Raw genomic sequence first — 25,055 nt, 5'->3', positions numbered from 1 at the left:
GTTATAGAAAAATGAAAATATTCACGTTGTTGTCATTGAGTTTTCATTAAGGGAGAATTGCTATATTGGTTGAATTGAAAATTCTGAATTAAAGGAGCGACTGTTGTGAAAAAATCAAATAAGCAGGACAAACGACAGGCGGAAAACCTTTTACCGTGGTTAATTCCTATTGTATTGATTATTGTTTGGCAGGTAGCGGTCGATGCCAAGTGGATTGACGCAACCTATGTGCCAAGTCCATTGGCGGTCTTGGATCAAGGGGTGACATTATGGCAGGCTGGCACGCTGCAACAAAATATGGGAATTTCGTTATACCGGGCCACGATGGGATTGCTAATCGGCGGTGCGGTTGGCTTTGTGCTGGGTGTTGCGAATGGTCTATCCCGCATCAGCCACTCATTGTTCAACTCGACTATCCAAATGGTGCGTAACATTCCGCACTTGGCATTAATTCCGTTAATCATCATTTGGTTTGGCATTGGCGAACCAGCCAAAGTCACGCTGGTTGCCATCGGCGTCATGTTCCCGATCTATATCAATACCTTGCACGGTATTCAATCAATCGACCCGAAGTTAATTGAAATGGGGCAATCGTATCGATTAACGAAATGGCAGATGTTTACGAAAGTGATTTTTCCTGGCGCCATGCCAACCATCCTGATGGGCTTACGGTATGCGCTTGGGGTGATGTGGACGACGTTGATTGTTTCTGAAACGATCTCGGCCAGTTCCGGCATTGGTTACATGGAAACGAATGCCCAACAATTTTTGGATATGCCAACCATCTTTTTAGCCATCATTATCTATGCCATTTTAGGAAAAGTATCAGATTGGATTGCGGCATTGTTGGAATCGATTTTGTTAGACTGGCAAGCTAGTAAAGGAGGCCGTTAATGGCAACGGATGATTTAATACAACTCACGGATGTGACGAAAAGTTATCAGCAACACACGGTGTTACATGACGTCAATTTAACGATTAAAACGGGTGAGTTTGTGGCATTTGTAGGTGAGTCGGGTGGTGGTAAATCAACGCTGCTCCGTTTAATAGCGGGTCTTGAACCAGCCACAACGGGTCAGCTAACGATGGATGGCCGACCAGTTAACGGTTTGAATACAGTCGCTCGGGTGATGTTTCAAGATGATCGACTCTTGCCTTGGATGACGGTCCTTGAAAATTTGTCATTTAAGTCACGCGATATGAATGAAAAAGTACGCGCCCAAGAGTTGCTTGATCTTGTCCAACTCCACGATTTTGCGAATTATTATCCTAATCAATTATCAGGTGGGCAAAAGCAACGAGTTGCACTGGCGCGAGCGTTAATGGCGTCGCCTAAATTACTGTTGCTAGATGAGCCGTTGGGGGCACTGGATGCCTTAACGCGTTCACGCATGCAAGAGCTGATTGCGGACATTGTGGATCAAGAAAATCTCACCACGATTTTAATTACCCACGACGTTCGTGAAGCTGCAAAAATGGCGGATCGTATTGTCGCCATTAAACATGGCACAACTGGGTTAACCGTCCCCGGTCATCGTCATCAAACTGATGAAATGGCCATGATAGCGGTGGCAAATAAGGTCCAAGAATTTATTCTGTCAGATTAAGGTGAGGCATGAACATGAAAAAACGATGGCAAAAAGTAATTTTAGTCGTGCTCCTGTTTTTCTGGGCAGGTGGGACTTACTATGGCTACCAACAGACAACCGGTTCACATGATAAGTTACAAAAGGTGACGATTGGTTACCAAAAAGGTGGTCCAGTTGACGTGTCACGGTCGCGCGGCGTGCTTGTTAAGAAGATGAAGGAACTTGGTTATCGAGTGGTCTTTAAAGAATTTGCAGATGGTGCATCTGAAATGCAAGCGCTAGCAGCGGGTAGCATTAACTACGCGCGGACAGGTGATACGCCACCGGTCACGGCAGCGGCATCTGGCACGGATATTGCCTACATTGCAGCCGGTGCGAGTCGATCATCCGGGTCAGGCATTTTGGTACAACAGGATTCAGATATCGATTCAGTGAAGGCGTTGCAAGGTAAAAAGGTGGCGTACACCCAAAGTACGTCTTCACAATTTTTGTTGCTGCAAGCCTTGTCGAAGGCGGGCATGTCAGCTTCAGATATTGAGTGGGTCAACATGAAACAAGCCGATGCGGCGATTGCCTTCGCCAAGGGTGACGTTGACGCGTGGGTTACATGGGATCCGTACACGGCACAAGGTCAAGTGACGCAACAAGCCAAATTGTTAACGAACGGAGATGGTTTATCGCAGAATCGTGATTTCATCTTATCAACGCAACAGTATGCAAAAAAGCACGAAGCGGTTAGCGAATACCTTGTGAAATACTTGTCTGAAGATATGACGTGGGCAAATGAGCATCCCAAGGCGTTGACAAAGCTGCTCACGAAGGCATTGGGCATGAAGCAAACGATTGTCGCTAAAATGGTTGATCGGCGCGATTGGACATTGACGCCGATGACCAAGGCAATTGCAAAGGAAGCGCAGACGATTGCCGATGTTTTCTATGAAAATGACTTAATCAAGCAACGCATTAACGTCAGCGATGATGTGATTTACGTGTCAGAATAACGAAGGGAGTATGAGATGACAGTTTTAACGAGGGACTTGCAGGCACAATTGACAGCGCATGCCGATGATGTGATGTTAGTCTCGTTGACGGATGAACGCCAATATACCGGCCAGCAGGTGACTGCGCTGGTCGAACAAATGAAACAAGCACTGGCTGACCAAGCAATCGGTGCGGGGGATGTCGTATTAATCGCCTTGGCCAATCATTGGCTGTACCCGATTTTGGAACAAGCCTTATGGGAAATCGGCGCAATTGCGCATCCAGTGGCACCAACTTCGGGGGTGCGTGAAATTCTCGATGAGTTTGCAGATTATCACTATACAGCCGGCATCTTTGCGGAGAGTTTCCGAACAGCCCTTGCCATGCAACCGGACTTTTTGGATCAGACATTCGCGATTCACGAGCAACCAGTCTATTTTTATCGCTATCAGCAGGGTGAATCATTGCAGAATGGGATGACGCTAAGTGATGACAGTCTGGCCGTTATTCTAAACACCTCAGGGTCTACTGGCAAGCCAAAGCGGGTTGGGTTAACGCACACGCAACTTGCGAACTCTGCGCACCACATTGCTGCCTCACAGCGTTTAACAAATCAGGATGCCACAATGGTGGTGATGCCGATGTTCCACGTCAATGCGCAAGTGATTGCGATGCTGAGCACGCGTTTGTCGGGTGGCAAGCTGGTCGTTGCTGAAAAATTTTCGGCTTCCAAATTTTGGGAAGCTGTGGCAGACCATCACGTCACGTGGGTGTCAATTGTGCCAACGATTGTTCAGATGTTGCAGCAAAATGAACGCGCTCGGGCGGCCTTCACGCGTCGCCAAGCGGACGTACAGTTAAAATATGTTCGTTCGGCATCGTTTTCACTGCCGGCAGAACAATTGGCTGCGTTTCAAGACCAATATGGTATTCCAGTCATTGAGGGTTACGGGATGACGGAGGCGGCTTCGCTGATTGCGTTAAATCCATTTGACGCCCCGAAGCCGGGTACAGTTGGCTTACCAGTGGCGACTGAGATTGCATTGCTGGTGGATAATCAGGTAACTAATGCACCAAATCAAACCGGTGAAATCCTATTGCGCGGGGACCATGTCATTACAGATTATGTTGATCCAAAATCAAGCGCCTTTCATGACGGTTGGTTACGGACGGGTGATTTAGGTCGTTTTGACGATGACGGCTACCTGAAAATTGTTGGTCGCATCAAAGACATCATTAGTCGTGGCGGCGAAAAAGTTGCGCCAGCTGCGATTGAGGCAGTCCTACGACAACTCGACTTTGTGGCTGACGTGGTAGTCGTTGGGACACCGGATGCATTGTATGGTGAAGCGGTGACGGCAGTGGTGATTCCAACGGCAACTGACCTGACTGAAGCTGAGATGACAACTAAATTGTTGGAACATGCCAGCATAAACTTGTCGCAACCAGCGCGACCAACGCAGGTGTTCTTTGTTACGGATTATCCACGTAACCCAACCGGCAAAGTGATTCGGCCACAATTAGCCGCGACGATAGGAAAGTAGGCGCATGGCAGAAAAAAAGAAACGACCTTATCTATATGAGGTGGATATCTTACGATTGATTTTTATAACGGGTGTGTTGTTAAATCACACCACCAGTATGATGGGTGGTCATATGGGGGCTGATTCCTGGGAGAATCATTTCCTGGACGCGACGCACTTATCGCTACACTTTACCCGGATGGGCTTTATGTTCATTACTGGCTTAGTGTTATTCCTACAGCATTATCATAAGGAACTCCATGTCTGGTCATTCTGGAAAAAACGTTATTTAGGCGTTGGTATCCCGTTTGTGAGTTGGACCGCTATTCTGTTAGCCGGTGACTTAATCGGCACAGGCAATTTTTCATGGGCGACATTCTGGCCTAAGTTTGGCTATCTGGTCACGCACGGAACGGATTACTATATGTATTACATCATCGTGACGATGCAACTGTACCTGATTTTCCCAGCTTTGGTTTGGCTATTTAAGCATTTCAAGCATGGCCACGGCCAAATTTTATTGGTGTCATTTTTATTTCAAATCCTCATGTTAGTGTTCATCAAGTATGGGTTGCCACATCTTGATACGTCGGGGTGGCCATTTTTGTTGAAAAACTATGGCTTTAGTTTGCTGGTCTACCAGTTCTACTTTGTCTTGGGGGCGTTTGCGTCAATTCATTACGAAGCGTTCAAGCAATTTATTACGACCCATCATCGCTTCATTGGTTGGAGTACGGTGGTGTTGGCCGTGGGAACGATTGGCGAGTATTACTACAATTTGAATGTACTGGGGTTGAGTCTGAAAAAGACGCTGGAAATTCACCAACCGTATATTTTCATCTATGATTTGTTTATTATTGGCTTTATCATTTGGAGCGGGCTGCAATACGCCAAGTACCGTGATAATGGCTTGCCACAATGGTTCGTAAGTTTTGTCTCAACCGGTGCTAAAGTCGGCTTTGGCATGTACTTGGGACAAACAGTGGCGCTTGAAATTGTTAATTTGGGTGTAACGGCACTTAATTTGCCAACGTTTTGGAATTTTGTAACGTTACCACTGGTGTTTATTATTGTGGTGGCGGTCGATTATGGCATGTCGCTATGCTTCTTCAAAATCCCGCCATTTGGCTTTTTGGTCGGACGGCCCCAGTGGCATGTGTCACGTTTGTGGTCAGCAAAATAAATAGCAATACAAAAGGTTGGACATGTAGATGTCTGGCCTTTTATTTTTCCGCTATTACCTAACGTGAGTAATTACCTTGACACGCACAGTAATCCGGTGTAAATTACTGTGTGTCGCAAAGTAATGGAGAAAACAACATGGCAGAAATATCAAAAGATTTGATTCGCGGGCACACAGATACGATTGTGCTTAACATTTTGGCCCAGGGAGATTCATACGGTTACCGTATCGTACAAGATATCAAGACGATGTCGGGTGGGCAGTATGAAATTAACGAAGCCACACTGTATACCGTGTTCCGGCGCCTACAAAAGGCCGAGTACGTGACACCATACTACGGCAATGAAACGCAAGGTGGTCGGCGCAAGTACTACGCCATTACCGAGGCTGGTAAACAAGCTTTGGCCGAAGCGCAGGCTGCATGGGATGTGGCAAAAGTTGTCATCGATCAACTCATGACCGGAAAGGTAAACTAAATGATGAATGAAATTATTGCACAAGCATTGGCGCCAGTATTTGCAGGCGTTAAGCTAACTGATGAAGTAAATGATTTTTATGAAGAAGTGCGCGCTGATTTAGCTGAAGCTGCTCAAGATAAAATGGCAACGAATGCGATGTTGTCACAAGAAGAGGCAGTGAAATCGGCGTTGACTGAAATGGGCGATTTACATGAAGCCGTTAAGATGATGGCGGATGATGAAACGTTAACGCCGGCGCCGCGGATTGAACCTATTACAGGTAAGCCGGGCAATGTGGAACTGACGGTTGAAGCAGCCGGTCTTCGTAAAGTGAAAATTGACGGGCATTATACAGATGTGCGATTGACGATGAGCGAAACAGCTGAGTTTACGGTTAAGACCATGCAACGTGGTTATTTCAACGGTGAAGTGGCGTTTAAGACAACTGACGGGCAACTAAAAATCACGATGCCGGAACCAAAGAAGTGGTCATTTTTGGTGCCGTTTGCTCACCCACACCAAACGATTGAACTCGGGGTGCCAGCAGAATTTGCAGGTGAGTTAGCAGTTGAAACCAAAGCGGGTAATGTGTGGATTGAAAACTTAGTGACCCCAGCATTGACGTTGGTATTGGAAGCTAAGACTGGCAGTGTCCGGATTGCTGACGCGGAGATGCACTTAACCCGTGTGAAGATGAAGGCGGGTAACTTGCACATGGATAATGTGGCGACTGAGTTTGAGACTGATGTGAAGAGTGGTAACACGAAGGTGGTTGCTGCAAAGGGCTTCGGCCAACTGGCTGGTCAAAGCGGTAATTTGACGGTTGATTGGGATGAGTTGCAAGGGGATGTCCACTTGCGCTTGCGTTCCGGCAATATCAAGAATGTTTTGCCACAAACGGCGTCGTTTAAGTTCGATGCTCAAAGTGAATCCGGCGTGGTTAAGGTCACGCGCGACGGTGAATTCGATGTGAAAACCATGTCCTACGTGAAGGGCGAAACGGATGGCCGTGCTGAGTATTTGGTAAAGGCCCAAGTGAAGTCTGGTAATGTCAAAATGATGTAAATCAAACGGCGCAATCATGATGGTTGTGCCGTTTTTATTAAGCTCTATCAGACAAAATCCCATAATCGTCAGACAAAACAGTGATTAATTGCAAGATGTTTAAATAATCCGCAAATGGTGGTGATGCCAGGCGCTTTCGTGCATGATAGTTCAGTCTCACAAAACTGGTGAGACTAATTTTTTGATGTGGGGGCGTACTGATGACAACAACTATTGTCATTAATAAGCAGGGTTATGCAGTGAAAGACCTGCATGTATTCGGGGAGACGGTGACGATTTCACCGGAACGAACAGTTATGATTGTGGCCTGCCAAGTCAATGGGATGACAACGGCTGCCGTGGTGTACCAAGCAGACGGTACCTTCATGGGTATTGCGCAATCGAGCAATACGTTGATGCAACAGTTAGAACAGGCGTCGGGTTATTTTCGTCGACACCAAGTCCAAACGATGCAACGCTTGTTACCAAAAACGTTGGATCCTGATGCGAAATCATTACCGTGGGTGAAAGGGCAGGACGCGTTTATGCCGATTACCTGTTATACCGATGGACCAACAACGTGGGTGAATACGGCCTTTTTGACAGCAATCGAAACGCAGGGGTTTCAAACGCGATTAGTCATGGATGGGGCACCAGATATCGTGACCAGCAAGGGGCGTAACAAGTTTATTAAGCAGCTGACGGCCATTAAAATCATCAGTTTGTGGATGTGCCAAGACCTGTATGGTCGCGGGTCGCAGTTAGAACGGGCGATTTTGCCAATGATTAATTGGCCGGATAATGCCCCAATCAATGTGGACCAGGCAGCTTTACAGGCCTCACGTGATTTAACGTGTTTAACCACCCTTGGCGAACGCCTAAAACTACCTGTCGATGAAGAAACTACTTTAGCAGATCTACAGCGACAGGCGCGTCTAAATATTTCTCAACGTGATATGAAAACGTTTTAACGGTAAAAATGTTCGTTTTAGGATAAAATCGGAGGTAAGCATACAGAGAGTGGGTAGAAAAGATGTACGTGATTAAATGTTCAGATAGTTACTTAATAGGCGCAGCTGTTAACCATACGTGGCAAACGGCCACCAGCGCTGATTTGGCAAAGCGATTTGAAGCAAAGTCAGATGCGGAAGCCTTTCTAGCAAAGTACGAGTTAGCCGAAGTTGGTAAGATTGTAAAACTGTAGTGATTAGTTAATGCGTCGACGCGAAAACGTCGGCGCATTATTTGTCTCATTTGGATTAAATGCTATACTTTGAATTATCACAATCTGAAAAGGGGATGTTCTTCAATGGCAAATGAAGAGAAATTGAATATCAATGACATTGCAGAACGGGCAGGGGTCAGTATTGCCACAGTGTCACGATATCTCCATGGCCGACTTGAGAAAATGTCGGATAAAACCGCGAATCGCATTAAGCAAATCATCGAAGAAACGGGTTACGTACCTAACGCCTCAGCGGTCCAATTGATGACGCAACGTAGTGGTCTGATTGCCATCGTGGCTGCAGATGTGGATGATTATTTTTCAACGGAATTCTTCAAAGGGGCCTCATCGATTCTTGAAGCGGAATCGTACACCGGGGTGCTTTTTGACACGAATTCATCAGTTAAGCGGGAAGTATCATTGCTAGATCGCATCAGCCAACAAAATTTTGATGGTGTGATTATGCAACCAATTTCGGCTGATAATGAAGTGCTACAAAAGCACATTAAAAAGAATTTGCCGGTCGTTTTGGTTGACCGTGAGACAACGGGTGGCGACTATGACATGGTTGTGACGGATAATGAACAGGCTGCAAAACGGGCGGCGCAACACTATCGTGACCAAGGCTTTGCGAACGTTGTTGTGATTTCCGAGCCAATTGCCAACGTGTCAACGCGTACAGCGCGCTGGCGTGGGGTGCAAGCAGTTTATCCAGATGCCCAAATGATTGAAATTGCGCATCCAGGGATCATTGGCGCAGAGCAGGTACAAGCGATTATTAGTCAATTGCCAACCGATGCCCCAACCGTCGTGTTCTTTTTCAAGGAACGATTGATGTTGGAAATCTTACCGCACATGATTCGTGAAAACGTCTTGACCGCGCAACTACAAGTGACTGGTTTTTCAGACACAAAACTTGCACGCGACCTTAATCCAAACGTAAAGCTAATCCAGCAAAACCCTTTTCTGATGGGGGCTTCGGCGGCTGAGTTGCTCTTGCGCCGGTTGGACAAAAAGGCGACGAAAACGCAAACTGAAAAAATTGTTATTGCGGCGACTTATGAATAGACTGTTTACAACACCCAACTTGGGTGTTATTCTTTTCACGTAAGGTTAAGCGCTTACCTAACTTGTGAGTAAGCAAGATTAGTTAGCGGCTTAATTTTAGCGGGCCATTGTGCCCATATATTTTTGGATATTGGTTAAGCGCTTAACCTAAAATGACAGCAGATATTTTAGAGATTAGGTGAGCAATGGTGCGGTTTGACGAAATGGTGCCACTGTTCTTAGGGGAATGACATGGCAAAGCTATTTTTGAACACATGGATTTTTGAGGATGTGGTGAAGCAAGGACGGACGCAAGCCGAGTTAATTGCCCAAGTTAAGGAATTGGGGGCCGACGGCATTGAAGTTCGGCGCGAATACTTCCACGATTTGTCAACGGAACTTGCAACGGTACACGAAGCGGCTGCGACAGCAGATTTGGCTGTTGCATTAAGCATCCCGGATGAATTGTTTGTCAACGGGGCAGTTAATGAAAAGTTACCGCAGTACATTGCGGAGCTACAAACACTAGGCGCAGTTAAAGCGAAGTTCAATTTGGGTGATTACGCCAACTTTACTGGCGACCTGGCAACGGCCTTTAAGGACTGGCCAGCTGATATCACCATCAACATTGAGAATGATCAAACGGCATTAAGCGGTCACCTGGAACCAATCCACGCCTTCTTGCAAGACGCAAAGACAGCGGGAGTTGAAATTGGGTACGTTTATGACCTGGGTAACTGGGCATTCACGAAGGGAGACGCGGTAAAGAGCGCTGAACTATTGGCACCTTATACCGATTACGTGCACTTTAAGAATGCAGCTGACACGGACAATGGGTTGATTGTAACGACTGATTTGGCTGAAGGCTTGTTCGATTGGGAAGCCATTTACAAGCTATTCGACAAAAACGTTGATGTTGCCTTGGAATTCCCAATGGCAACTAATGAACAAATTGCCGCACAAGTGACGATGTTACGTCACGCAATGGAGGCTCGTTAATCATGGTTAACACGATTATTGCAATTTTATTGTTGCTGACATTTGTCGGTTTTATCTTCTACATCTTCAAGGGTGGTAACTTGATGGTTGGCTTCTTCGTGATGGCAATCCTCTGGGCAGTCATCGGATTAGTACCATTTGATGTTGCCATTAAGAAAGTTTTCGCTGAGCCAGCGTTGAATTATGGGCCAACGATTATCTACATTGCGTTTGGATCATGGTTCGGTCGTGTCTTGGTTGATTCGGGTATTGCGCCAGCCATTTCACAACGCACAGCGAAGGCGGGTAAGAAGAATGTGATGCTGGCTGCCATTTTGGTTATCTTGGTTACGGCCTTGATTTTCATTAGTGCGTACGGGGTTGGGTCAGTTATCGCGATCGGAGTTATCTTGTTGCCAATTCTATTGTCACTTGGTATTCCACGTAAGATTGCTTTGCCAGTCTTCTTGATGTCGGTTGGTGCACCAATGTACTTGAATTTGGTGCTTTTCAACCAAATCAAGGCTTTCTTTCCAAAGGCTGACTATAGTGGCAAGTATTTGATTTTTGGTATCACAGCCATGGCCGTGCAACTGGTGGCGGTTATCATTTACCTCTTTATGCACCGCAAGTCATTTGATGCCTCAAAGGCGGATGAGAACTTGAAGTTGGTTGGTGCTGAAGTCTCAACAGAAGAAATTAAGATTCCATGGCCGGCCTTTATTGTGCCGGTTGTGCCAGTCTTTATGAATTTGGCGTTTAAGTGGGATGCCGTACCATCGTTGATTTTGGCAACCTTGTTGGCGATGTTGCTAACGGGTAAGATGCGCCACTGGAAAGCATTTATCGACTTCCTGAACGATACCATTCAAACAGCGATTTCAGATATTGCTGGATTGATCATGTTCTTGATGGCGCTAATCATGTTCTCCGGCGCGGCCCAAATTAATGCGGCGCGTTTCCAAACGTTGTTGACGTCAATTTTGCCATCAAACATTTGGATTTTGGCCTTGGCACTTGGAATTGCTGCACCATTGGCGTTGTTCCGTGGTCCGTTGCACGTTTGGGGTGCTGGCGCTGCCACGGCTGCCGTTTTGGCGGGAGCACACATTTTCCCAGATGCCTTGTTGTTGCCTTTGATGTATGTGCCAAGTTTGATGGCGGTGTCGACTGATTTGACGCAATCATGGAACGTTTGGGCCTTGAAGTACATGAAGGTCGACAGTCGTGAACTGTTGAAGCAGGGTGTGCCGGTAATGTGGATTGTTTCAATCATTAACGTTATTTTGGCCGTTTTGATTATCAAGTAAGAGATTGAAGGATTATAATCATGAGTGAATTTTTGACGATTGGTGAGCCAGTTGTGACGTTCATGTCGAAGGACGCGGACGCTAGCTTGGTCGACACCATTAATTACTTTAAGTTGTTGGGTGGCGCAGAATTAAACGTGGCCATCGGGGTACAGCGTTTGGGTCACACAACGGAATATGTGAGTCGCTTAGGTGCTGATCCATTAGGTGGTTATGCCAAGAAGCAAATCTTGGAACATGGGGTTGGCACGACTTTCGTGACCGAAGATGCAGATAACTGGACGGGATTCCAATTGAAGCAGATGGTGACGACTGGGGATCCACAAACGTTTAACTACCGCACGGGTTCAGCTGCAGCACACTTGTCAGCTGATGTGTTGGATGACGTGAAGTTGGACGACGTGAAAATTGCCCACATGTCAGGGATTTTCCCAGCGTTGTCAGAGACCTCAAACAAGGCCTTCCGTCACTTGATGGATCGCTTGGTCGCCGCTGACAAGTTGATCACGTTTGACCCTAATTTGCGTCCAGCCCTTTGGAACGACGATGCCCGTATGATTCGTGAAATTAACAAATTTGCAAAGTCTGCGGATATCATTTTGCCAGGTAGCAACGAAGGTAAGATCTTGATGGGTAGTGAAGACCCTAAGGATATTGCGGACTTCTACTTGAATCAAAGTGAGCGGACGAAGGTTGTCATCGTGAAGGTTGGGCCTGCCGGGGCATACGTGCAAACACGTGATGCAGACGGCTTTATGGTCCCCGGCTTTAAGGTCGCTAAGGTAGTTGATACAGTGGGTGCTGGTGATGGCTTTGCTCTTGGTGTGATTACGGCTTTGTTAGAAGACAAGTCATTACGTGCTGCCGCCATGCGTGGAAACGCAGTTGGGGCCTTGCAAGTGCAAACACCAGGTGACAATGATGGTTATCCAACACCAGCGGAATTGGCAGCATTTTATGTCGCAGAAGGAGTAAGTGAAGACTAATGAAGTTACAAGTAGCAATTGATCGTGTGTCATTAGCACACGCCATTGCATTGGCGAAGGACCTTGATGGTATCGCTGATGTGATTGAACTCGGTACATCTTTGGTAAAGGACTATGGCTTGATTGCCTTGTCAGATATCAAGGCAGAAATTAAGCATTCAGAATTGTTGATGGACTTGAAGGCCATCGACGAAGGTGTTTATGAATTCAACAAGGGGTTTGAAGCCAACGCCGACATTTTGACGGTCATGGGGTCAGCCGACTTATCGACAATCAGTGCCGTATATGAGGTGACGGAAAAGGCGGGCAAGACAATGTTGATTGACTTGCTGAACATGACGGATGAGGAGATTGCACCGTTGATGACGTTTGATCACGCTATCTTTGGATTGCACCACTCACACGATAATGCCACGAACTTCGATGCAGCCGGGTCAGTTAAACACTTCCACGAACAATTCCCAGCGGCCAAGCGCATTGCCGTGGCTGGCGGGATTGATTTGGACCAAGTGAAAAAGCTGTCAGCGGATGGCATTGCTGAAATTGCAATTGTTGGTGGAAAGATTGCCGGTGCAGCTGATCCAGTTGCAGCCGGTCGTGAATTTAAGGAGGCACTATAATGGCTTTAGTAAATGAAGTATTGTCAGAAATTCAAGAAGTGATGACACAAGTAGATGACGCCCAACTGGACGCTGCTGAAAATATCATCACGAAGGACAAGCGCATCTTCGTATTGGGCGCTGGCCGTTCAGGTTTGATGGTGAAGGGCTTTGCCATGCGTTTGATGCACATCGGATACACGGTGTTCGTCATTGGCGAGACGATTACGCCGTCAATTGCTGAAGGGGATGTCTTGGTGGCGGTCTCAGGTTCTGGTACAACGGGTTCAGTTGTTGGCCCTGCGCAAAAGGCAGCTGACAATGGTGTCCACGTAATTGGCGTGACGTCAAACCCAACCTCACCATTGGCAACTTTGGGTGAGGCCACGATTGTGGTGCCTGGTGCTACCAAGGCTGGTGACGGAGTGAAGTCAATCCAATTGTTGAGCACGTTGTTTGATCAAAGTGTGCACATTACGTTGGATATTTTGACGTTGATGATTAGCCGTCGTGACCACGTGTCAAATGACACTGCCAAGGCCACGCACTCAAACATGGAATAGTATTACATTAAGTTTCAAACCTTTACTCAAAAAAATCTCACTGAAAAAAATAAAGTGGCTCCCTGGTGATGCGGGGAGCCGCTTTTTTGCAGTCAATTTTTGTGGGTATGTGGCAAAGTCATAACCATCGCCACTGCAGAAATTAGTTTGACGATGCGTATGACAACGTATAATGGGCTGCCATGATTTGGTGAAAAAAATAAATCAGCTATAAAGGCTAAAACAAAAATTAGGCCGTAAATCCAAAATTTCATTAATGCTCCTTGTGTCGATGTTTTTCTGTACCTGTCCAACATAACAAATAATTGAGATGGGTGAGTATTTGTTTATTAACGCAGAGATAATACATATAGAACGCAAAACCAGTAATTACCGGATAAGAGGCGTAAGATTGATATGACAATTTTTGAAATGGGGTTAATGAAGATGTATGTGATTGAATATTATGGTGGGTACGTTGGCGATGCGGTGAATGGTCAGATCCAGACGACCTTTAGTCCGTTTACGGCGAAGCAGTTTTGGTCTGAGATAGATGCACAGAACTTTATGTATCAACACGGCATTGCGTTTGTGGGGAAGATTGTCCGGATGTAGTTGGGTGCTAATTTCATAAAGTCGGCCGCAAGATAGCTATTTAGTAAATGGTTTTACAGGTATAATGATAACCATACTAGATTGTGGAAGGAGACTGATTGTGATGAAAAAAGCGTCGATTAAAGATGTGGCAAATTTAGCAGGTGTGTCACCGACAACGGTCTCACAAGTGCTGAATAAACGAAATGATCATTTTCCACAGGAAACGATTGATAAAGTGCTTGCTGCACAGAAAGAACTGGGCTATGTGCCAAATCAAAGTGCGAAGAGCTTGCGTGGTAATGCGAATCCTTTGATTGGGGTGTTGGTACCTAGTTTGCGGAATCCGTTCTTCTCAGATTTAATGCAAAGTATGCAAGAACACGCGCACGGCGTGGCTGACCTAGCGTTTTTTTCGGCGACGGATGACGAGATTGATCAAGCTATTTTGACGTTGATTGGGCGTGGCGTTAATGGCTTAGTAATCGCACGTATGTTGCCACACGTGCAAGATGTGAACACCTATCTCAATAAGCAGAAGTTGCCATACGTGGTTTTGGACCAAACCAATGATGATAGTGATGCTGATTCCGTGAAGACGAATGAATACCAAGGTGGGGTGACGGTTGCTGAACATTTGCTACAATTGGGCCACCGTGATGTTGCACTGATTTTGCCTGACTATCTAACGGAAAATTTGCGTGAGCGTATTCAAGGCTTTGAAGATACGGTCAATCAGACGGCGAACACCAGTATTACACGTTTTGAAACGTCGATGTCGAAACACGGCGGGTTAGCAATTGCCTCACGTGTTAAACGAGCAAACGTGACAGCGGCATTTGCCCTAAACGATGAATTGGCCATTGGCTTATTACGTGGTTTGAAAAATGCTGGCGTGGACGTGCCCAAAACATTTAGTGTGGTTGGCTATGACAATACGGACTATTCAGAATTTATGGTACCCTCAGTAACCACGGTCACGCAGCCAGTTTGGCGAATGGGGCAGATTGCTCTAGACATGGTATTAGCTCGGATTAACGATCCGAGCATCGCTAAGCAGACGGAAATTTTAGATACTCATTTAATTATTAGAGAATCAACAGATTCGATTAAATAACATTGATATGATGCCAATCAAGCATTAAAAACGACGTGTTTTTAGTGCTTGATTTTTTTATTTGGGCAAATGTAAGGGTTTACATTGTGCTTATTCGGTGTATATTAAAACTTGTAAAACGATTTACAAAAACGATTTACATAGAAATTATAACGTTTGTTTGGGGGACATTCATCATGAAGAAGGTTGGAATTTTGAATTCTGAGCTAGCTTACACGGTAGCACAAATGGGGCATAAGGATACGTTGGCGATTGGGGATGCCGGTTTGCCGGTACCAGCGGGTACCAAGAAGATTGACCTGGCCGTCACGTTCCAAACGCCAGATTTCCAAACGGTACTTGAAAATGTTTTGACGGAAATGCAGGTTGAAGCCATCACGTTAGCCGAGGAAATCAAGACGGAAAATCCAGATCAGCTAGCGGCAATCTTAGCAGTTTTGCCAAATGTTGATGTGACGTTTGTACCGCATGAGGAATTTAAGCAACAATTGGGGGCCACACGGGCAGTGGTTCGAACGGGTGAATCACATCCGTTCGTTAATATTATTTTGCGTAGTGGCGTGGCATTTTAGTCGAAGGGGATAAATCATGGAAAACATGGGGGCGAAGGTTGTACGGCCTTTTACAAAGCATATTGATGAATTGTCGGATGGGTATTTAACGAAGACGCCGTTGTTCCAATTCATTGTCATTTCGCTAATCTTCCCAATGTGGGGAGCGGCAGCTAGTCTGAATGACATCTTAATCACGCAGTTTAAGACAGTCTTTCAACTGAATGATGCCTCAACCGCATTCGTGCAGTCGGCGTTTTACGGTGGGTATTTCTTAATTGCGATTCCGGCATCATTGGTTATCAAGAAAACATCTTATAAGTTTGCGATTATGTTGGGGCTAATTGCTTACATTATTGGCGCAGGATTATTCTTCCCGGCTTCACGTGTTGCAACGTACTCAATGTTCTTATTTGCCATTTTTGCTATCGCGATTGGGTTGTCGTTCTTGGAAACGGCCAGTGATACTTATAGTTCAATGCTTGGACCTAAGAAGTATGCGAACTTGCGTTTGAACATCTCAGCCGCATTGACCCCATTGGGAGATATTGCTGGAATTCTACTTGGAAAGTACATGATTTTTAGCACAGGCGGTAATTTGGCGACCAAGATGGCGGGCATGCATGGGGCTGAACGAATTGCCTATGGTGAAAAGATGTTGCAATTAACCTTGCAACCATACAAGTACATCATCGGTGTCCTAATTATTATGTTGTTGATCTTGGCTGTGACCAAGATGCCAAGCGCTAAGCCAAAAGTTGAAACACTGGCTGGTGAAGAGGCGACTGCAAAAGCCACTTTGGGTGAAACCATCAAGTACTTGTTGGGAAACTTCCGTTACAAGAAGGGCATCCTTGCCCAGTTCGTTTACGTTGGAATGCAAACAACGGTTTGGTCATTTACGATTCGTTTGGCTTTGGATTTGAATAAGCAAATTAGTGATGCGGATGCCACAACCTTTATGGTCTATTCATATGCGATGTGGTTCGTTGGTAAAGTGGTTGCCACATGGTTCTTGGGTCGTTATAAGGTCGCAACCGTGTTGAGTATTTACTCAGTGTTGGGAACTATTACGTTACTGGTCACGACATTCGGCCAAGGCATGATTGCGGTTTACGCAGCTGTGTTTGTGAGCTTCTTCTTTGGTCCTCAATGGCCAACGATTTACGCCCACACATTGGATAATGTCGCGGATAAGAAGTATACCGAAACGGCCGGTGCCATTTTGGTAATGGCGATTGTTGGTGGTGCAGTATGGCCACTGTTCCAAGGGGTGGTATCTGACTGGTCTGGTTCAATGCAATTGTCATTCATTGTGCCAACCATCGCATTTATGATCGTGTCATGGTACTTCATCTCTGAAATGAAGTATGCAAAGGAAGAAAAGTAGGTAATTGTGATGAATAAGATTGTTGTCATTGGTAGTTTGAATTTGGACATTATTCAAAATATTTCGCGTTTACCATTGCAGGGTGAGACGCTGCGAGTTGATTCGCGTGGCACGAATTTAGGTGGTAAGGGTGCGAACCAGGCAGTTGCGGCAGCCCGCCAAGGTGCCGACGTGAGTTTCATTGGGGCTATTGGTCAGGATGCAGCAGGTGTGCAATTCAGGAATTTGCTTGAAGATGAAGGCATTAACACAGCTGGCCTGGTTGAAAAAGAAGACGCTACAGGTACCGCAACGATTTTGCTAGAAGAAGACGGCCACAATACGATTTTGGTGTATGGTGGTGCGAACATGAAGCTGACAGCAGACGATGTGGTGAAGTCAGAACAACTTATTGCGGAAGCTGATTTCGTGATTGCACAGTTTGAAGTTGCCCAAGAGGCGGTTGCGAAGGGATTCTATCTGGCTAAGAAATACGGTGTCACGACAGTGCTTAACCCAGCACCGGTCTTGAATTACAAAGATATTGATCCAGCAATTCTTGCTGCAACGGACATTATTGTGCCGAATGAAACGGAAGCAGCTGCTTTGCTAAATTGCGAACCATCAACTGATTTCGATGATTTATTGGATATTAGTGATCAATTTGCGGATCTATCAATTACGGGTACGATTGTGACTTTGGGTGAAGATGGGGTTTACTACAAGTTAGCTGGCCAAGATGCACGCACCCAACCAATTTTTAAAGTGAAGGCGGTCGATACAACCGCTGCGGGTGACACATTTATTGGGGCGACGTTTGCTTACCTAAATGCTGATTGCACGAATATTGATGACGCAATTCAATATGCATCCAAGGCGTCGTCAATTGCGGTTTCACATTCAGGGGCTATTCGGTCAATCCCAACGAAGAAGGCTGTGTTGGCATCATTAAATTTGGTACATGCATAGTTGGAGGTGATCTGATGGACACATTAGAACAAAAGCGCGCGGCTGGAAAGTACGCTGCGACGTTAATTGAAAATGGCATGGTTGTCGGTCTTGGCACAGGTTCAACGGTTAAGTTTTTCGTCGAAGAACTGGGACGCCGCGTCAATGAAGAAGGATTAGACATTGTCGGGGTGACAACCTCAACGCGCACAGCTGAACAGGCCAGGACGTTAGGCATTGCTTTGGCAGATGTAGATGATGTTGACCACATTGATATTACCGTCGATGGTGCTGATGTTGTTGATGCACAATTGAACGGGATTAAAGGTGGTGGAGCGGCGCTGTTGTACGAAAAGGTTGTCGCTAAAAACTCTCGCCGGAATGTTTGGATTGTTGATGCGTCAAAGGTGCACGAGGAACTGGGTCATTTTCCATTGCCAGTTGAAGTTGTCACTTATGGTGCTGAGCAGCTGTGCCGGGTCTTTGATAGCCATGGCTTGCACCCGGTGCTACGTCGTACGGCTGATGGGGAGCCGGTGAAGACGGATAACGGGAATGAGATTGTAGATTTGCATTTAGATACGATTCCGTTTCCAAGTGAATTAGCGAATTGGTTAGCCAATCAAGTAGGTGTGATTGAGCATGGTTTGTTCTTAAATGTTGCTGATGAAGTGATTGTTGGTGGGGATGAAATTCAGGTGCTGAAGTCGCCAGCTTTGATGTATTAGATGGTAGAAAGTCCGTTGAGGTATGCTCGACGGACTTTTTTGTGAATATAGCAAAATGATGCAATAAATCAAAGTTATAAAGCTTGTTGTTAATAAGTTGATCCATTTAAAAAAGTGATCAACAATTAAGATCCAATTTGACGAGAAAGAGGATCACGCGCATGCTTAACCAACCAACCAACCAACCAACCAACCAACTAGGTGAGATCCGTCCATTTATCAAATGGGTCGGTGGAAAAAGGCAGCTTCTGCCAGAATTAGCTAAGTACGTTCCAAAGCAATTTGGGACGTATTTTGAGCCGTTTCTGGGAGGAGGTGCCTTTTTGTTGTCTTTGGAACCGCATGAGGCGGTTGTGAATGACTTTAATCCGGAATTGGCAAACGTTTGGCGCATTGTGCGTGATCGACCAGATGAACTATTAGAAAAATTGGTAGAACACCAGGCTAATAATTCAAAAGAATATTACTTAGATTTGCGATTGACTGATCGTGATGGTCGTCTTGAAGAAATGACAGAGGTTGAACGAGCAGCGCGATTCATTTATATGATTAAAGTTGGCTTTAATGGTTTGTGGCGTGTGAATAGCAAGGGGCAAAATAACGTGCCTTATGGGAAATATAAAAATCCAAAGATTGCAGATGAACCAACAATCCGACGCGTTTCCGAGTATTTGAATAACGCGAATGTAGACGTTATGACTGGTGATTTTGCAAAAGCGGTCGAAAAGGCACAGACAGGGGACTTTGTGTACTTTGATCCGCCATATATTCCAGCTAGCGAGACGGCTAGTTTCACAAGTTACTCAAGTGAATTTGGTTATGACGAACAAGTGCGGTTACGTGACTTGTTTAAAGAGTTAAAAGATCGTGGTGTGTTCGTACTGCTATCAAATAATGACGTGCCACTACTTCATGAACTATATGAGGGGATTGGTGTAATCGAAACAGTAGAAGCGCATCGTTTCGTTGCTGCAAAAGCAAGTAGTCGAGCCAAAGTTTCTGAAGTGCTTGTGCGGAGTTGGGAGTAAGATGAATGGCAAAAGCAAGAACTAGAAAGCAAGATATCGCTTGGCGTTATTTATTTGACCGCTTTGATATACCAAAACAAATTGAGCAAAACGGGGCGTATGAAATAACCAGTAGTGACATTAATAAATACGTACGTGAATATTATGCCGATCGGCCTGATAATGCGCCTGACGCCCGAAACTTATTGAAGTTTGATTTTAGTAGTGACTTGCCAGAAGTTTTTAAAGATGCGGTCGATAAGAATATTTTTGGTAAAAGCGCACAGTTTACGTTAATGCCAAAGGGGCGGGATCGGTATGTTATTTCTGACTTTAAGACGTTTGAGAGTTTGAAGTATGAAGTACTCGAACCAGTTCGAATGACCTTTCCAAAGTGGATTTCAGGTATTCGACCAGAAAGTCCGGAAACAATTAATAGTGAGGCTGTTGCACAATCTGTCGCTGAAATGAGTGGCATGCTGAAATATGTGATGGATGATTTAAATGCTGATGTTGTGGCAACGTTAAGTGGTAAGAAGGGAACAGGACTGATTGATTTTCAAATCAGTCATTACCGTAATGGCCAAACTAATTTTGTGATTGACGGATGGCAGTCTGAAATTGATGGTGTTTATGAGTCGCCAAGTCGTGTCTTGATTGTCGAATCGAAAAAGAAACGACCTGAGGATTTTAATATTCGTCAGTTGTATATACCAACGCGTATTTATCATGATCAGATGAAGTTTCCTAAGGAAATTTATTCAGCGTACTTTACATATACTGATGATGTATTTTCATTTCACGTTTATCAGTTTACGGATATTGATGATTTTAATTCGTTAAAGAAAATTCGTGAGTATGAATTTGTATTTGAAGAAGAATCGCAGCCAGTAACGCGTGAAACTTTGAAAGTTTTATTGGCACAGCAACAAGTTTCGGTAGAGCCAAGACGTTTGGATGGTGAATTAGTACCGTTTATTCAAGCTAATGATCCTGAAAAAATCTTTGAAATACCAGTTGTTCTTAGTGGTAAACCGCTTACGAGTGAACAAGGGGATGTATTTGAGATAGGTACGAAGGAGTTTTTCGCGGAAGCATTCAAGTTTGATGTGAGACAATCAGATTATTATGCAAACGCGGCCGAATACTTTAGCTTAGCTCAGAAAGTAGATGGGAGATTTAAAGTCTCTCAATTAGGACGCGTGTTTATTGATGCAGACTATAGTACGAAGATTGGGCTATTTGCTAAAGAGTTGGTGCAACGGCCAATTTTTAGAGCGATGATTGAAATTTGGGTGGCTACGGGACATTTACCTGATAATAAAACAGTCGGTAAATTGATCAAATTGCATCGGCCGGACATTGGCGGAAGCACAATTCCTCGTCGGGCAAGTTCGGTGAATGCGGTGATGAATTGGTTTGTGATGAGAATTGAATAGGATAAAGATTAAGGCTGTTTTAACAACGACATATTTGTTGTTAAAACAGCTTTTTTTAGATGGAAACCAATCGGATTGAAGGGAAAAACTAATTTAGTTAACGGTGTGATCATTTTCTCGTGAGTTTTCTTGAAAATTGTGATCTAATTAAATATAGACGAATTACATATATAGGAGTAACAGAAGTCAAATGGATTTTTTTAAATCAGCAATAAAGAAGGAAACGGATTCGTGGTTGTTTCCGAGCGGTAAAGGTCTGACACTCAATGGAATTAATGCCGCTGGTATTGATACTTTTTCTGATGTGCCAATTAATTCAATTACGCGAGAAGGAATTCAAAATTCTTTAGATGCCAAAGATTCAACAATCGCTGGACCTGTGTTGGTTGAATTTAGCATACAAGAGGTCCCAACGAAAGTGATTCCGGGAGTTGAGGGCCTGCGAAACGATATTTTGCCGGCCATGAAGGAAAAGTGGGAAGGATCAGAAACGGCGCAGGACTTTCTAGCGACATATGGGGATGTATTGAAAAACGACACTGTACCGGTTCTTCAAATGAGTGACTATAACACAAAGGGATTGGCAGAGAAGAATTGGCAATCGCTTATTTTTGTCGCGGGTGATTCCGTTAAAGATGATGAAGCATCAGCTGGAAGTAAGGGAATTGGAAAGTTCGCACCGTTTGCGGCATCTAATTTACGCATGGTTTTTTACCATACCGTTTCAGCACTTGAAGGCGAGCGAAGTATTGGTGTTTCACAACTAGTCTCATTTGATAAGGCGGGTTCACATGGTGAAGTTACACAAGGGCCTGGGTACTACTCTGCTAAGATGAGTGGTTCTCAGTATCAACCAATGTCTGAATCTCTACCGTTTAATTATCGAAGAAATGCTACGGAAAAAGGAACTGATCTTTTTGTTGTAGGGTTTAAGCATGATCCTAATTGGCAAGATCGAATCAAAATGTCAGTGTTGTCGAATTTTTTGGTCTCTATTTGGGCGGGAGAGTTAGAAGTTCACGTGGATAGCGAAATCATTAATAAAGATTCACTTTCTAACTTGTTCGAACATTTCGAAAAATTAGAAGCTCAAAATAGTGGAAAGCAGGACGTATTCAGGGTAAATGATGAATACAAAGATGCATTTCGTGCATTTAAGGTTCTAAATAATTCCAATATGGTTTCGGTGTCATTGCCTGAAGAAATGGTTGAAAAATACGAGTTTATTGAGTCTGGCGATGATGCTCAGTTGTATTTGGCACTGTTAGATGATACCAACCGGAAAGTATTGCAGACTCGAAAGTCTGGCATGAAGATTAATTATAAGAATCATATTAGTGGTTCAATTAACTTTTTTGGCGTTTTTCAAGCTACGGGTCAAAAATTAAATAAGTTTTTGAAGGATATTGAAAATGCGAATCACGATGACTGGTATGTAGACAGAATCGTTGATAAAAAGAAGAAGAGAGAAGCAACACAATTTCTAAAAGAGCTAAGTAAGTTCTACAAGGAATCCGTTACCCAAAATTTTGCGAACGCAGAATCGGAAAGTATGGATGTTTTTGGATTGAACGGTATTTTAACCGTTCATCAAGATTCGAATAATGAGGAAAATGGTACGTCGTTAGATAAGAAAATATCTGAATTAATTATCAAGAAAGCGAAAAACCCACGGAAGGTAGCGCAACCAAAACCTAAGGCGAAGAAAGATAACGAAATTATCGATGTTGTCTTCGGTGATCCTGATGGGGAGGAAGAAGTTGATGCATCACCAACCAGAGATTCCGATAGACGTGAGCCAAAGGATGATACTCTGACTTCTCCAAAAACGGAACGGCCTACGGCGAGAAGAGGTGCCGAGATTACTGAAGCAAATGTACGTTTGATTGAAATGGACGTCGAAAACGGTGAGTATCAAATTGCTATTAAATCACCACGGGCTAGGGCTAAAATGGAAATTGAATTTAGGATTACTGGCGAGAACGGAACAGATGAGATCGTAAATATTAAGTCTTTTGAAATTCCAAATGCTGAAGAATTTTCAAAGAGTAGCGTTATGGTTTCAAATGTGAAGAAGAATGAAGTTATCCGAGGAATTGTCCACATCGATTTAGGAACGCGAGCTCGTTTGGGAGGTAAGACATATGAGATTAAGTAATAATTCATTTCCTTATCCTGTTTTAAGCTCTGCGAACTCTTTTGATATCGATAGTGAATTTAAGTTTGGTGATAGTTTTTCTGTCAATGTAGATCAAGTCCAAATTGGACAGTCGGATTTTGAATTAGGGGTTACGTATTTTTTGAAAAATGATGACTTACAGATGATGGTTAATGATGGTCGAGCTAAGGCAGTTGCCCATGTGGAAAGTACTTTAACGTCTTATCGAAACGCAATTGAGTTTCCTGAAAATTCAGACACAGTAAGTTTTGCCGTAGATGCTAGCATGATCGCAAAAAACATTGAATTAACTGTTCTTGTTGTCTCTAACGTTATGATCGAAGAATACTCGAACTCTGGTTTTAATTCAGAATTATTTGGTGACAATTACGCTGTTAAAAACATTATGCGAGGTGATATTTTAGCTTTTGAACCTACAATTGATATCGAATTGCAAACCGTTGATTCTGGTCCGGTTGGAGTTCAAACCTTTATTAAGGTAGCGAAGTCAAAAAATAAAAGTATGATGGTTAATCTTGATGGTGAAGCAATTAAGATTGAAATTCCTACTGAAACATATCGCGTATATGCACAGATGCAAAACGCGAAAGAAGTGAAAATGGCGAATTTTTCACTACTAGTGCCAGCTTTGATGTTAGCAGTCGATGATATTAAGGATGAAGGATCTACAAACGGAGATTATTTGTGGTCAATAGAGCTACAAAAGTATATTTACGATGGCTTAAAGTATGACGACAGTAAATTAAAAAATACTTCCTCGTTAGTAGTTGCGCAGCAATTGTTGGATAATCCAATTATTGCTGCTTTTGAGGATCTGATCGAGGTAGATGAATAATGAATATACCAGTTGTGTCGAATGAATTTATGGATGATTTTAATACCAACTTTGATGAAGAATTCGTTGCATACTATAAATTACAAAACGTAGGAAAAATTCAAAGCGTTATGAATGAACCCAGCAATGTTGTGCGTACAGGTAAAGAATATGATTATCAACCACTGCATTTACCTGAAAATAATGAATATGAGTATTCCTATGACAATATCGTGATGCTTCATTCACAACTAAAGAACCTTACTCCAGTTGAAGCTACCGACCCAAGATTGTGGATTGCACTTGAAAACACTGATTTTTTGGATTATCACATGAGAATTTTGAAGATTATGGATTATAAAGAAGGCAAGCAAGAATCCTCAATCAAGAGTCGTTCGACTTTTATTGTAAATGGTCAAAAGCGATCTTTGGCAATTAATAATTTGGCTTCTCTTTGGTGGATCGGACATGTCTTTTATGATGAAACTCATGAAAATCCATATCACTTTGTAAAGTTGTTTACAGAGACCGACTTCAGAGGAAACTTTTTAGCACTTTCATCAAGTAATGTAATTGACAGTGAGCATATTCGTTTAGGTATTTTTGATGCCGTATTTGAACTGATTCAAAATGGAGCGATAAAACAAAATCGAAAAGCATTCTCTGAAGCAAATAAAATAATGAATTTTGTTGGAGGTGTCCGATTGTTGGATTTACTTTCGCGTGAAGAAGTTTATGATTATGTTCCAAATCGGTTGCCAGTACAATTAAACGTTGACTAATTAAATAGAGGATAATTTAAAAGAGTTTAGCTGAAAAGATTGGATGTTTCGTCCAATCTTTT

The 25,055-nt window shown here is 43.9% G+C and carries 26 protein-coding genes; all 26 read left to right on the top strand.

Translation table 11 applies throughout. The features are described from left to right. The first annotated feature begins 105 nt into the window (after positions 1-105). A complete protein-coding gene (locus ACJ28U_RS06310) occupies positions 106-894 on the top strand; it encodes an ABC transporter permease subunit (RefSeq protein WP_407618718.1) in 789 nt (262 codons plus the stop codon). Beyond that, positions 894-1,607 carry an ABC transporter ATP-binding protein gene (locus ACJ28U_RS06305; protein WP_407618717.1) on the top strand — a complete coding sequence of 238 codons (714 nt, stop codon included), beginning with the start codon at positions 894-896 and terminating at the stop codon, positions 1,605-1,607. Before ACJ28U_RS06310 ends, ACJ28U_RS06305 begins: the two co-directional genes overlap by 1 nt. Before the next feature lie 14 nt (positions 1,608-1,621). Further along, complete coding sequence (locus tag ACJ28U_RS06300; RefSeq protein ID WP_407618716.1) at positions 1,622-2,590, top strand: aliphatic sulfonate ABC transporter substrate-binding protein; 969 nt, start codon at positions 1,622-1,624, stop codon at positions 2,588-2,590. Positions 2,591-2,605: 15 nt separating this feature from the next. Continuing rightward, positions 2,606-4,114, top strand: a complete 1,509-nt coding sequence (locus ACJ28U_RS06295) for an AMP-binding protein (protein WP_407618715.1) — start codon at positions 2,606-2,608, stop codon at positions 4,112-4,114. Between the two features lie 4 nt (positions 4,115-4,118). After that, on the top strand, positions 4,119-5,276 hold the full coding sequence (locus ACJ28U_RS06290) for an acyltransferase family protein (protein ID WP_407618714.1): 1,158 nt from the start codon (positions 4,119-4,121) through the stop codon (positions 5,274-5,276). Between the two features lie 137 nt (positions 5,277-5,413). Continuing rightward, entirely contained in the window at positions 5,414-5,752 is a 339-nt protein-coding gene (locus ACJ28U_RS06285) for a PadR family transcriptional regulator (protein WP_118123150.1), read from the top strand. Beyond that, positions 5,753-6,799, top strand: a complete 1,047-nt coding sequence (locus tag ACJ28U_RS06280; protein WP_407618713.1) for a DUF4097 family beta strand repeat-containing protein — start codon at positions 5,753-5,755, stop codon at positions 6,797-6,799. It begins immediately after the preceding gene. Between the two features lie 200 nt (positions 6,800-6,999). Beyond that, on the top strand, positions 7,000-7,749 hold the full coding sequence (locus tag ACJ28U_RS06275) for a hypothetical protein (RefSeq protein WP_407618712.1): 750 nt from the start codon (positions 7,000-7,002) through the stop codon (positions 7,747-7,749). Positions 7,750-7,811: 62 nt separating this feature from the next. Then, on the top strand, positions 7,812-7,982 hold the full coding sequence (locus tag ACJ28U_RS06270; RefSeq protein ID WP_407618711.1) for a hypothetical protein: 171 nt from the start codon (positions 7,812-7,814) through the stop codon (positions 7,980-7,982). A 105-nt stretch (positions 7,983-8,087) separates the two neighbouring features. Beyond that, positions 8,088-9,071 (top strand): LacI family DNA-binding transcriptional regulator, encoded by a 984-nt coding sequence (locus tag ACJ28U_RS06265; RefSeq protein ID WP_099088262.1) that lies wholly within the window; start codon positions 8,088-8,090, stop codon positions 9,069-9,071. A 231-nt stretch (positions 9,072-9,302) separates the two neighbouring features. Continuing rightward, positions 9,303-10,049 (top strand): sugar phosphate isomerase/epimerase family protein, encoded by a 747-nt coding sequence (locus ACJ28U_RS06260; protein ID WP_407618710.1) that lies wholly within the window; start codon positions 9,303-9,305, stop codon positions 10,047-10,049. A gap of 2 nt (positions 10,050-10,051) precedes the next feature. Further along, on the top strand, positions 10,052-11,338 hold the full coding sequence (locus ACJ28U_RS06255) for a gluconate:proton symporter (RefSeq protein ID WP_407618709.1): 1,287 nt from the start codon (positions 10,052-10,054) through the stop codon (positions 11,336-11,338). 20 nt (positions 11,339-11,358) lie between these two features. Continuing rightward, positions 11,359-12,324 (top strand): sugar kinase, encoded by a 966-nt coding sequence (locus ACJ28U_RS06250; RefSeq protein WP_407618708.1) that lies wholly within the window; start codon positions 11,359-11,361, stop codon positions 12,322-12,324. Next, the gene (locus ACJ28U_RS06245; RefSeq protein WP_085637773.1) at positions 12,324-12,944 is read left to right on the top strand and encodes an orotidine 5'-phosphate decarboxylase / HUMPS family protein; all 621 of its coding nucleotides are present in this window, start codon (positions 12,324-12,326) and stop codon (positions 12,942-12,944) included. The genes ACJ28U_RS06250 and ACJ28U_RS06245 overlap by 1 nt, the downstream gene beginning before the upstream one ends. Further along, complete coding sequence (gene hxlB, locus ACJ28U_RS06240) at positions 12,944-13,486, top strand: 6-phospho-3-hexuloisomerase (RefSeq protein WP_010370852.1); 543 nt, start codon at positions 12,944-12,946, stop codon at positions 13,484-13,486. The genes ACJ28U_RS06245 and hxlB overlap by 1 nt, the downstream gene beginning before the upstream one ends. Before the next feature lie 396 nt (positions 13,487-13,882). Then, positions 13,883-14,080 carry a hypothetical protein gene (locus ACJ28U_RS06235; RefSeq protein ID WP_143699572.1) on the top strand — a complete coding sequence of 66 codons (198 nt, stop codon included), beginning with the start codon at positions 13,883-13,885 and terminating at the stop codon, positions 14,078-14,080. Positions 14,081-14,183: 103 nt separating this feature from the next. Then, positions 14,184-15,176, top strand: a complete 993-nt coding sequence (gene rbsR, locus ACJ28U_RS06230; protein ID WP_010370849.1) for a ribose utilization transcriptional repressor RbsR — start codon at positions 14,184-14,186, stop codon at positions 15,174-15,176. 176 nt (positions 15,177-15,352) lie between these two features. Beyond that, the gene (gene rbsD, locus ACJ28U_RS06225) at positions 15,353-15,748 is read left to right on the top strand and encodes a D-ribose pyranase (protein ID WP_407618707.1); all 396 of its coding nucleotides are present in this window, start codon (positions 15,353-15,355) and stop codon (positions 15,746-15,748) included. 16 nt (positions 15,749-15,764) lie between these two features. Next, positions 15,765-17,117, top strand: a complete 1,353-nt coding sequence (gene fucP, locus ACJ28U_RS06220) for an L-fucose:H+ symporter permease (protein ID WP_407618706.1) — start codon at positions 15,765-15,767, stop codon at positions 17,115-17,117. A 9-nt stretch (positions 17,118-17,126) separates the two neighbouring features. After that, complete coding sequence (gene rbsK / locus ACJ28U_RS06215; protein ID WP_407618705.1) at positions 17,127-18,065, top strand: ribokinase; 939 nt, start codon at positions 17,127-17,129, stop codon at positions 18,063-18,065. A gap of 14 nt (positions 18,066-18,079) precedes the next feature. Further along, positions 18,080-18,772, top strand: coding sequence for a ribose-5-phosphate isomerase RpiA (gene rpiA, locus ACJ28U_RS06210; RefSeq protein WP_407618704.1), 693 nt, complete (start codon positions 18,080-18,082; stop codon positions 18,770-18,772). A 161-nt stretch (positions 18,773-18,933) separates the two neighbouring features. Continuing rightward, positions 18,934-19,800 (top strand): DNA adenine methylase, encoded by an 867-nt coding sequence (locus tag ACJ28U_RS06205; protein ID WP_407618703.1) that lies wholly within the window; start codon positions 18,934-18,936, stop codon positions 19,798-19,800. Positions 19,801-19,805: 5 nt separating this feature from the next. Next, positions 19,806-21,218 carry a type II restriction enzyme gene (locus tag ACJ28U_RS06200; RefSeq protein WP_407618702.1) on the top strand — a complete coding sequence of 471 codons (1,413 nt, stop codon included), beginning with the start codon at positions 19,806-19,808 and terminating at the stop codon, positions 21,216-21,218. 190 nt (positions 21,219-21,408) lie between these two features. Beyond that, the gene (locus ACJ28U_RS06195; RefSeq protein ID WP_407618701.1) at positions 21,409-23,376 is read left to right on the top strand and encodes a hypothetical protein; all 1,968 of its coding nucleotides are present in this window, start codon (positions 21,409-21,411) and stop codon (positions 23,374-23,376) included. After that, positions 23,363-24,232: a hypothetical protein gene (locus ACJ28U_RS06190; protein WP_407618700.1), complete on the top strand. Its 870-nt coding sequence runs from the start codon at positions 23,363-23,365 to the stop codon at positions 24,230-24,232. The genes ACJ28U_RS06195 and ACJ28U_RS06190 overlap by 14 nt, the downstream gene beginning before the upstream one ends. Further along, positions 24,232-24,993: a DUF6339 family protein gene (locus ACJ28U_RS06185; RefSeq protein WP_407618699.1), complete on the top strand. Its 762-nt coding sequence runs from the start codon at positions 24,232-24,234 to the stop codon at positions 24,991-24,993. Before ACJ28U_RS06190 ends, ACJ28U_RS06185 begins: the two co-directional genes overlap by 1 nt. Positions 24,994-25,055 lie beyond the last annotated feature (62 nt).

Origin of the sequence: Weissella sp. MSCH1, assembly GCF_045799135.1 — a bacterium.
Classification (GTDB): Bacteria; Bacillota; Bacilli; order Lactobacillales; family Lactobacillaceae; genus Weissella.
This window is presented reverse-complemented; position numbering and strand designations above follow the sequence as displayed.

What these genes read in the sequence shown, in the direction of transcription:
- ACJ28U_RS06305 (WP_407618717.1), top strand. Translation starts at nt 894, where the DNA reads ATGGCAACGGATGATTTAATACAACTCACGGATGTGACGAAAAGTTAT.
- ACJ28U_RS06300 (WP_407618716.1), top strand. Translation starts at nt 1,622, where the DNA reads ATGAAAAAACGATGGCAAAAAGTAATTTTAGTCGTGCTCCTGTTTTTC.
- ACJ28U_RS06295 (WP_407618715.1), top strand. Translation starts at nt 2,606, where the DNA reads ATGACAGTTTTAACGAGGGACTTGCAGGCACAATTGACAGCGCATGCC.
- ACJ28U_RS06290 (WP_407618714.1), top strand. Translation starts at nt 4,119, where the DNA reads ATGGCAGAAAAAAAGAAACGACCTTATCTATATGAGGTGGATATCTTA.
- ACJ28U_RS06285 (WP_118123150.1), top strand. Translation starts at nt 5,414, where the DNA reads ATGGCAGAAATATCAAAAGATTTGATTCGCGGGCACACAGATACGATT.
- ACJ28U_RS06280 (WP_407618713.1), top strand. Translation starts at nt 5,753, where the DNA reads ATGATGAATGAAATTATTGCACAAGCATTGGCGCCAGTATTTGCAGGC.
- ACJ28U_RS06275 (WP_407618712.1), top strand. Translation starts at nt 7,000, where the DNA reads ATGACAACAACTATTGTCATTAATAAGCAGGGTTATGCAGTGAAAGAC.
- ACJ28U_RS06270 (WP_407618711.1), top strand. Translation starts at nt 7,812, where the DNA reads ATGTACGTGATTAAATGTTCAGATAGTTACTTAATAGGCGCAGCTGTT.
- ACJ28U_RS06265 (WP_099088262.1), top strand. Translation starts at nt 8,088, where the DNA reads ATGGCAAATGAAGAGAAATTGAATATCAATGACATTGCAGAACGGGCA.
- ACJ28U_RS06260 (WP_407618710.1), top strand. Translation starts at nt 9,303, where the DNA reads ATGGCAAAGCTATTTTTGAACACATGGATTTTTGAGGATGTGGTGAAG.
- ACJ28U_RS06255 (WP_407618709.1), top strand. Translation starts at nt 10,052, where the DNA reads ATGGTTAACACGATTATTGCAATTTTATTGTTGCTGACATTTGTCGGT.
- ACJ28U_RS06250 (WP_407618708.1), top strand. Translation starts at nt 11,359, where the DNA reads ATGAGTGAATTTTTGACGATTGGTGAGCCAGTTGTGACGTTCATGTCG.
- ACJ28U_RS06245 (WP_085637773.1), top strand. Translation starts at nt 12,324, where the DNA reads ATGAAGTTACAAGTAGCAATTGATCGTGTGTCATTAGCACACGCCATT.
- hxlB (WP_010370852.1), top strand. Translation starts at nt 12,944, where the DNA reads ATGGCTTTAGTAAATGAAGTATTGTCAGAAATTCAAGAAGTGATGACA.
- ACJ28U_RS06235 (WP_143699572.1), top strand. Translation starts at nt 13,883, where the DNA reads ATGACAATTTTTGAAATGGGGTTAATGAAGATGTATGTGATTGAATAT.
- rbsR (WP_010370849.1), top strand. Translation starts at nt 14,184, where the DNA reads ATGAAAAAAGCGTCGATTAAAGATGTGGCAAATTTAGCAGGTGTGTCA.
- rbsD (WP_407618707.1), top strand. Translation starts at nt 15,353, where the DNA reads ATGAAGAAGGTTGGAATTTTGAATTCTGAGCTAGCTTACACGGTAGCA.
- fucP (WP_407618706.1), top strand. Translation starts at nt 15,765, where the DNA reads ATGGAAAACATGGGGGCGAAGGTTGTACGGCCTTTTACAAAGCATATT.
- rbsK (WP_407618705.1), top strand. Translation starts at nt 17,127, where the DNA reads ATGAATAAGATTGTTGTCATTGGTAGTTTGAATTTGGACATTATTCAA.
- rpiA (WP_407618704.1), top strand. Translation starts at nt 18,080, where the DNA reads ATGGACACATTAGAACAAAAGCGCGCGGCTGGAAAGTACGCTGCGACG.
- ACJ28U_RS06205 (WP_407618703.1), top strand. Translation starts at nt 18,934, where the DNA reads ATGCTTAACCAACCAACCAACCAACCAACCAACCAACTAGGTGAGATC.
- ACJ28U_RS06200 (WP_407618702.1), top strand. Translation starts at nt 19,806, where the DNA reads ATGGCAAAAGCAAGAACTAGAAAGCAAGATATCGCTTGGCGTTATTTA.
- ACJ28U_RS06195 (WP_407618701.1), top strand. Translation starts at nt 21,409, where the DNA reads ATGGATTTTTTTAAATCAGCAATAAAGAAGGAAACGGATTCGTGGTTG.
- ACJ28U_RS06190 (WP_407618700.1), top strand. Translation starts at nt 23,363, where the DNA reads ATGAGATTAAGTAATAATTCATTTCCTTATCCTGTTTTAAGCTCTGCG.
- ACJ28U_RS06185 (WP_407618699.1), top strand. Translation starts at nt 24,232, where the DNA reads ATGAATATACCAGTTGTGTCGAATGAATTTATGGATGATTTTAATACC.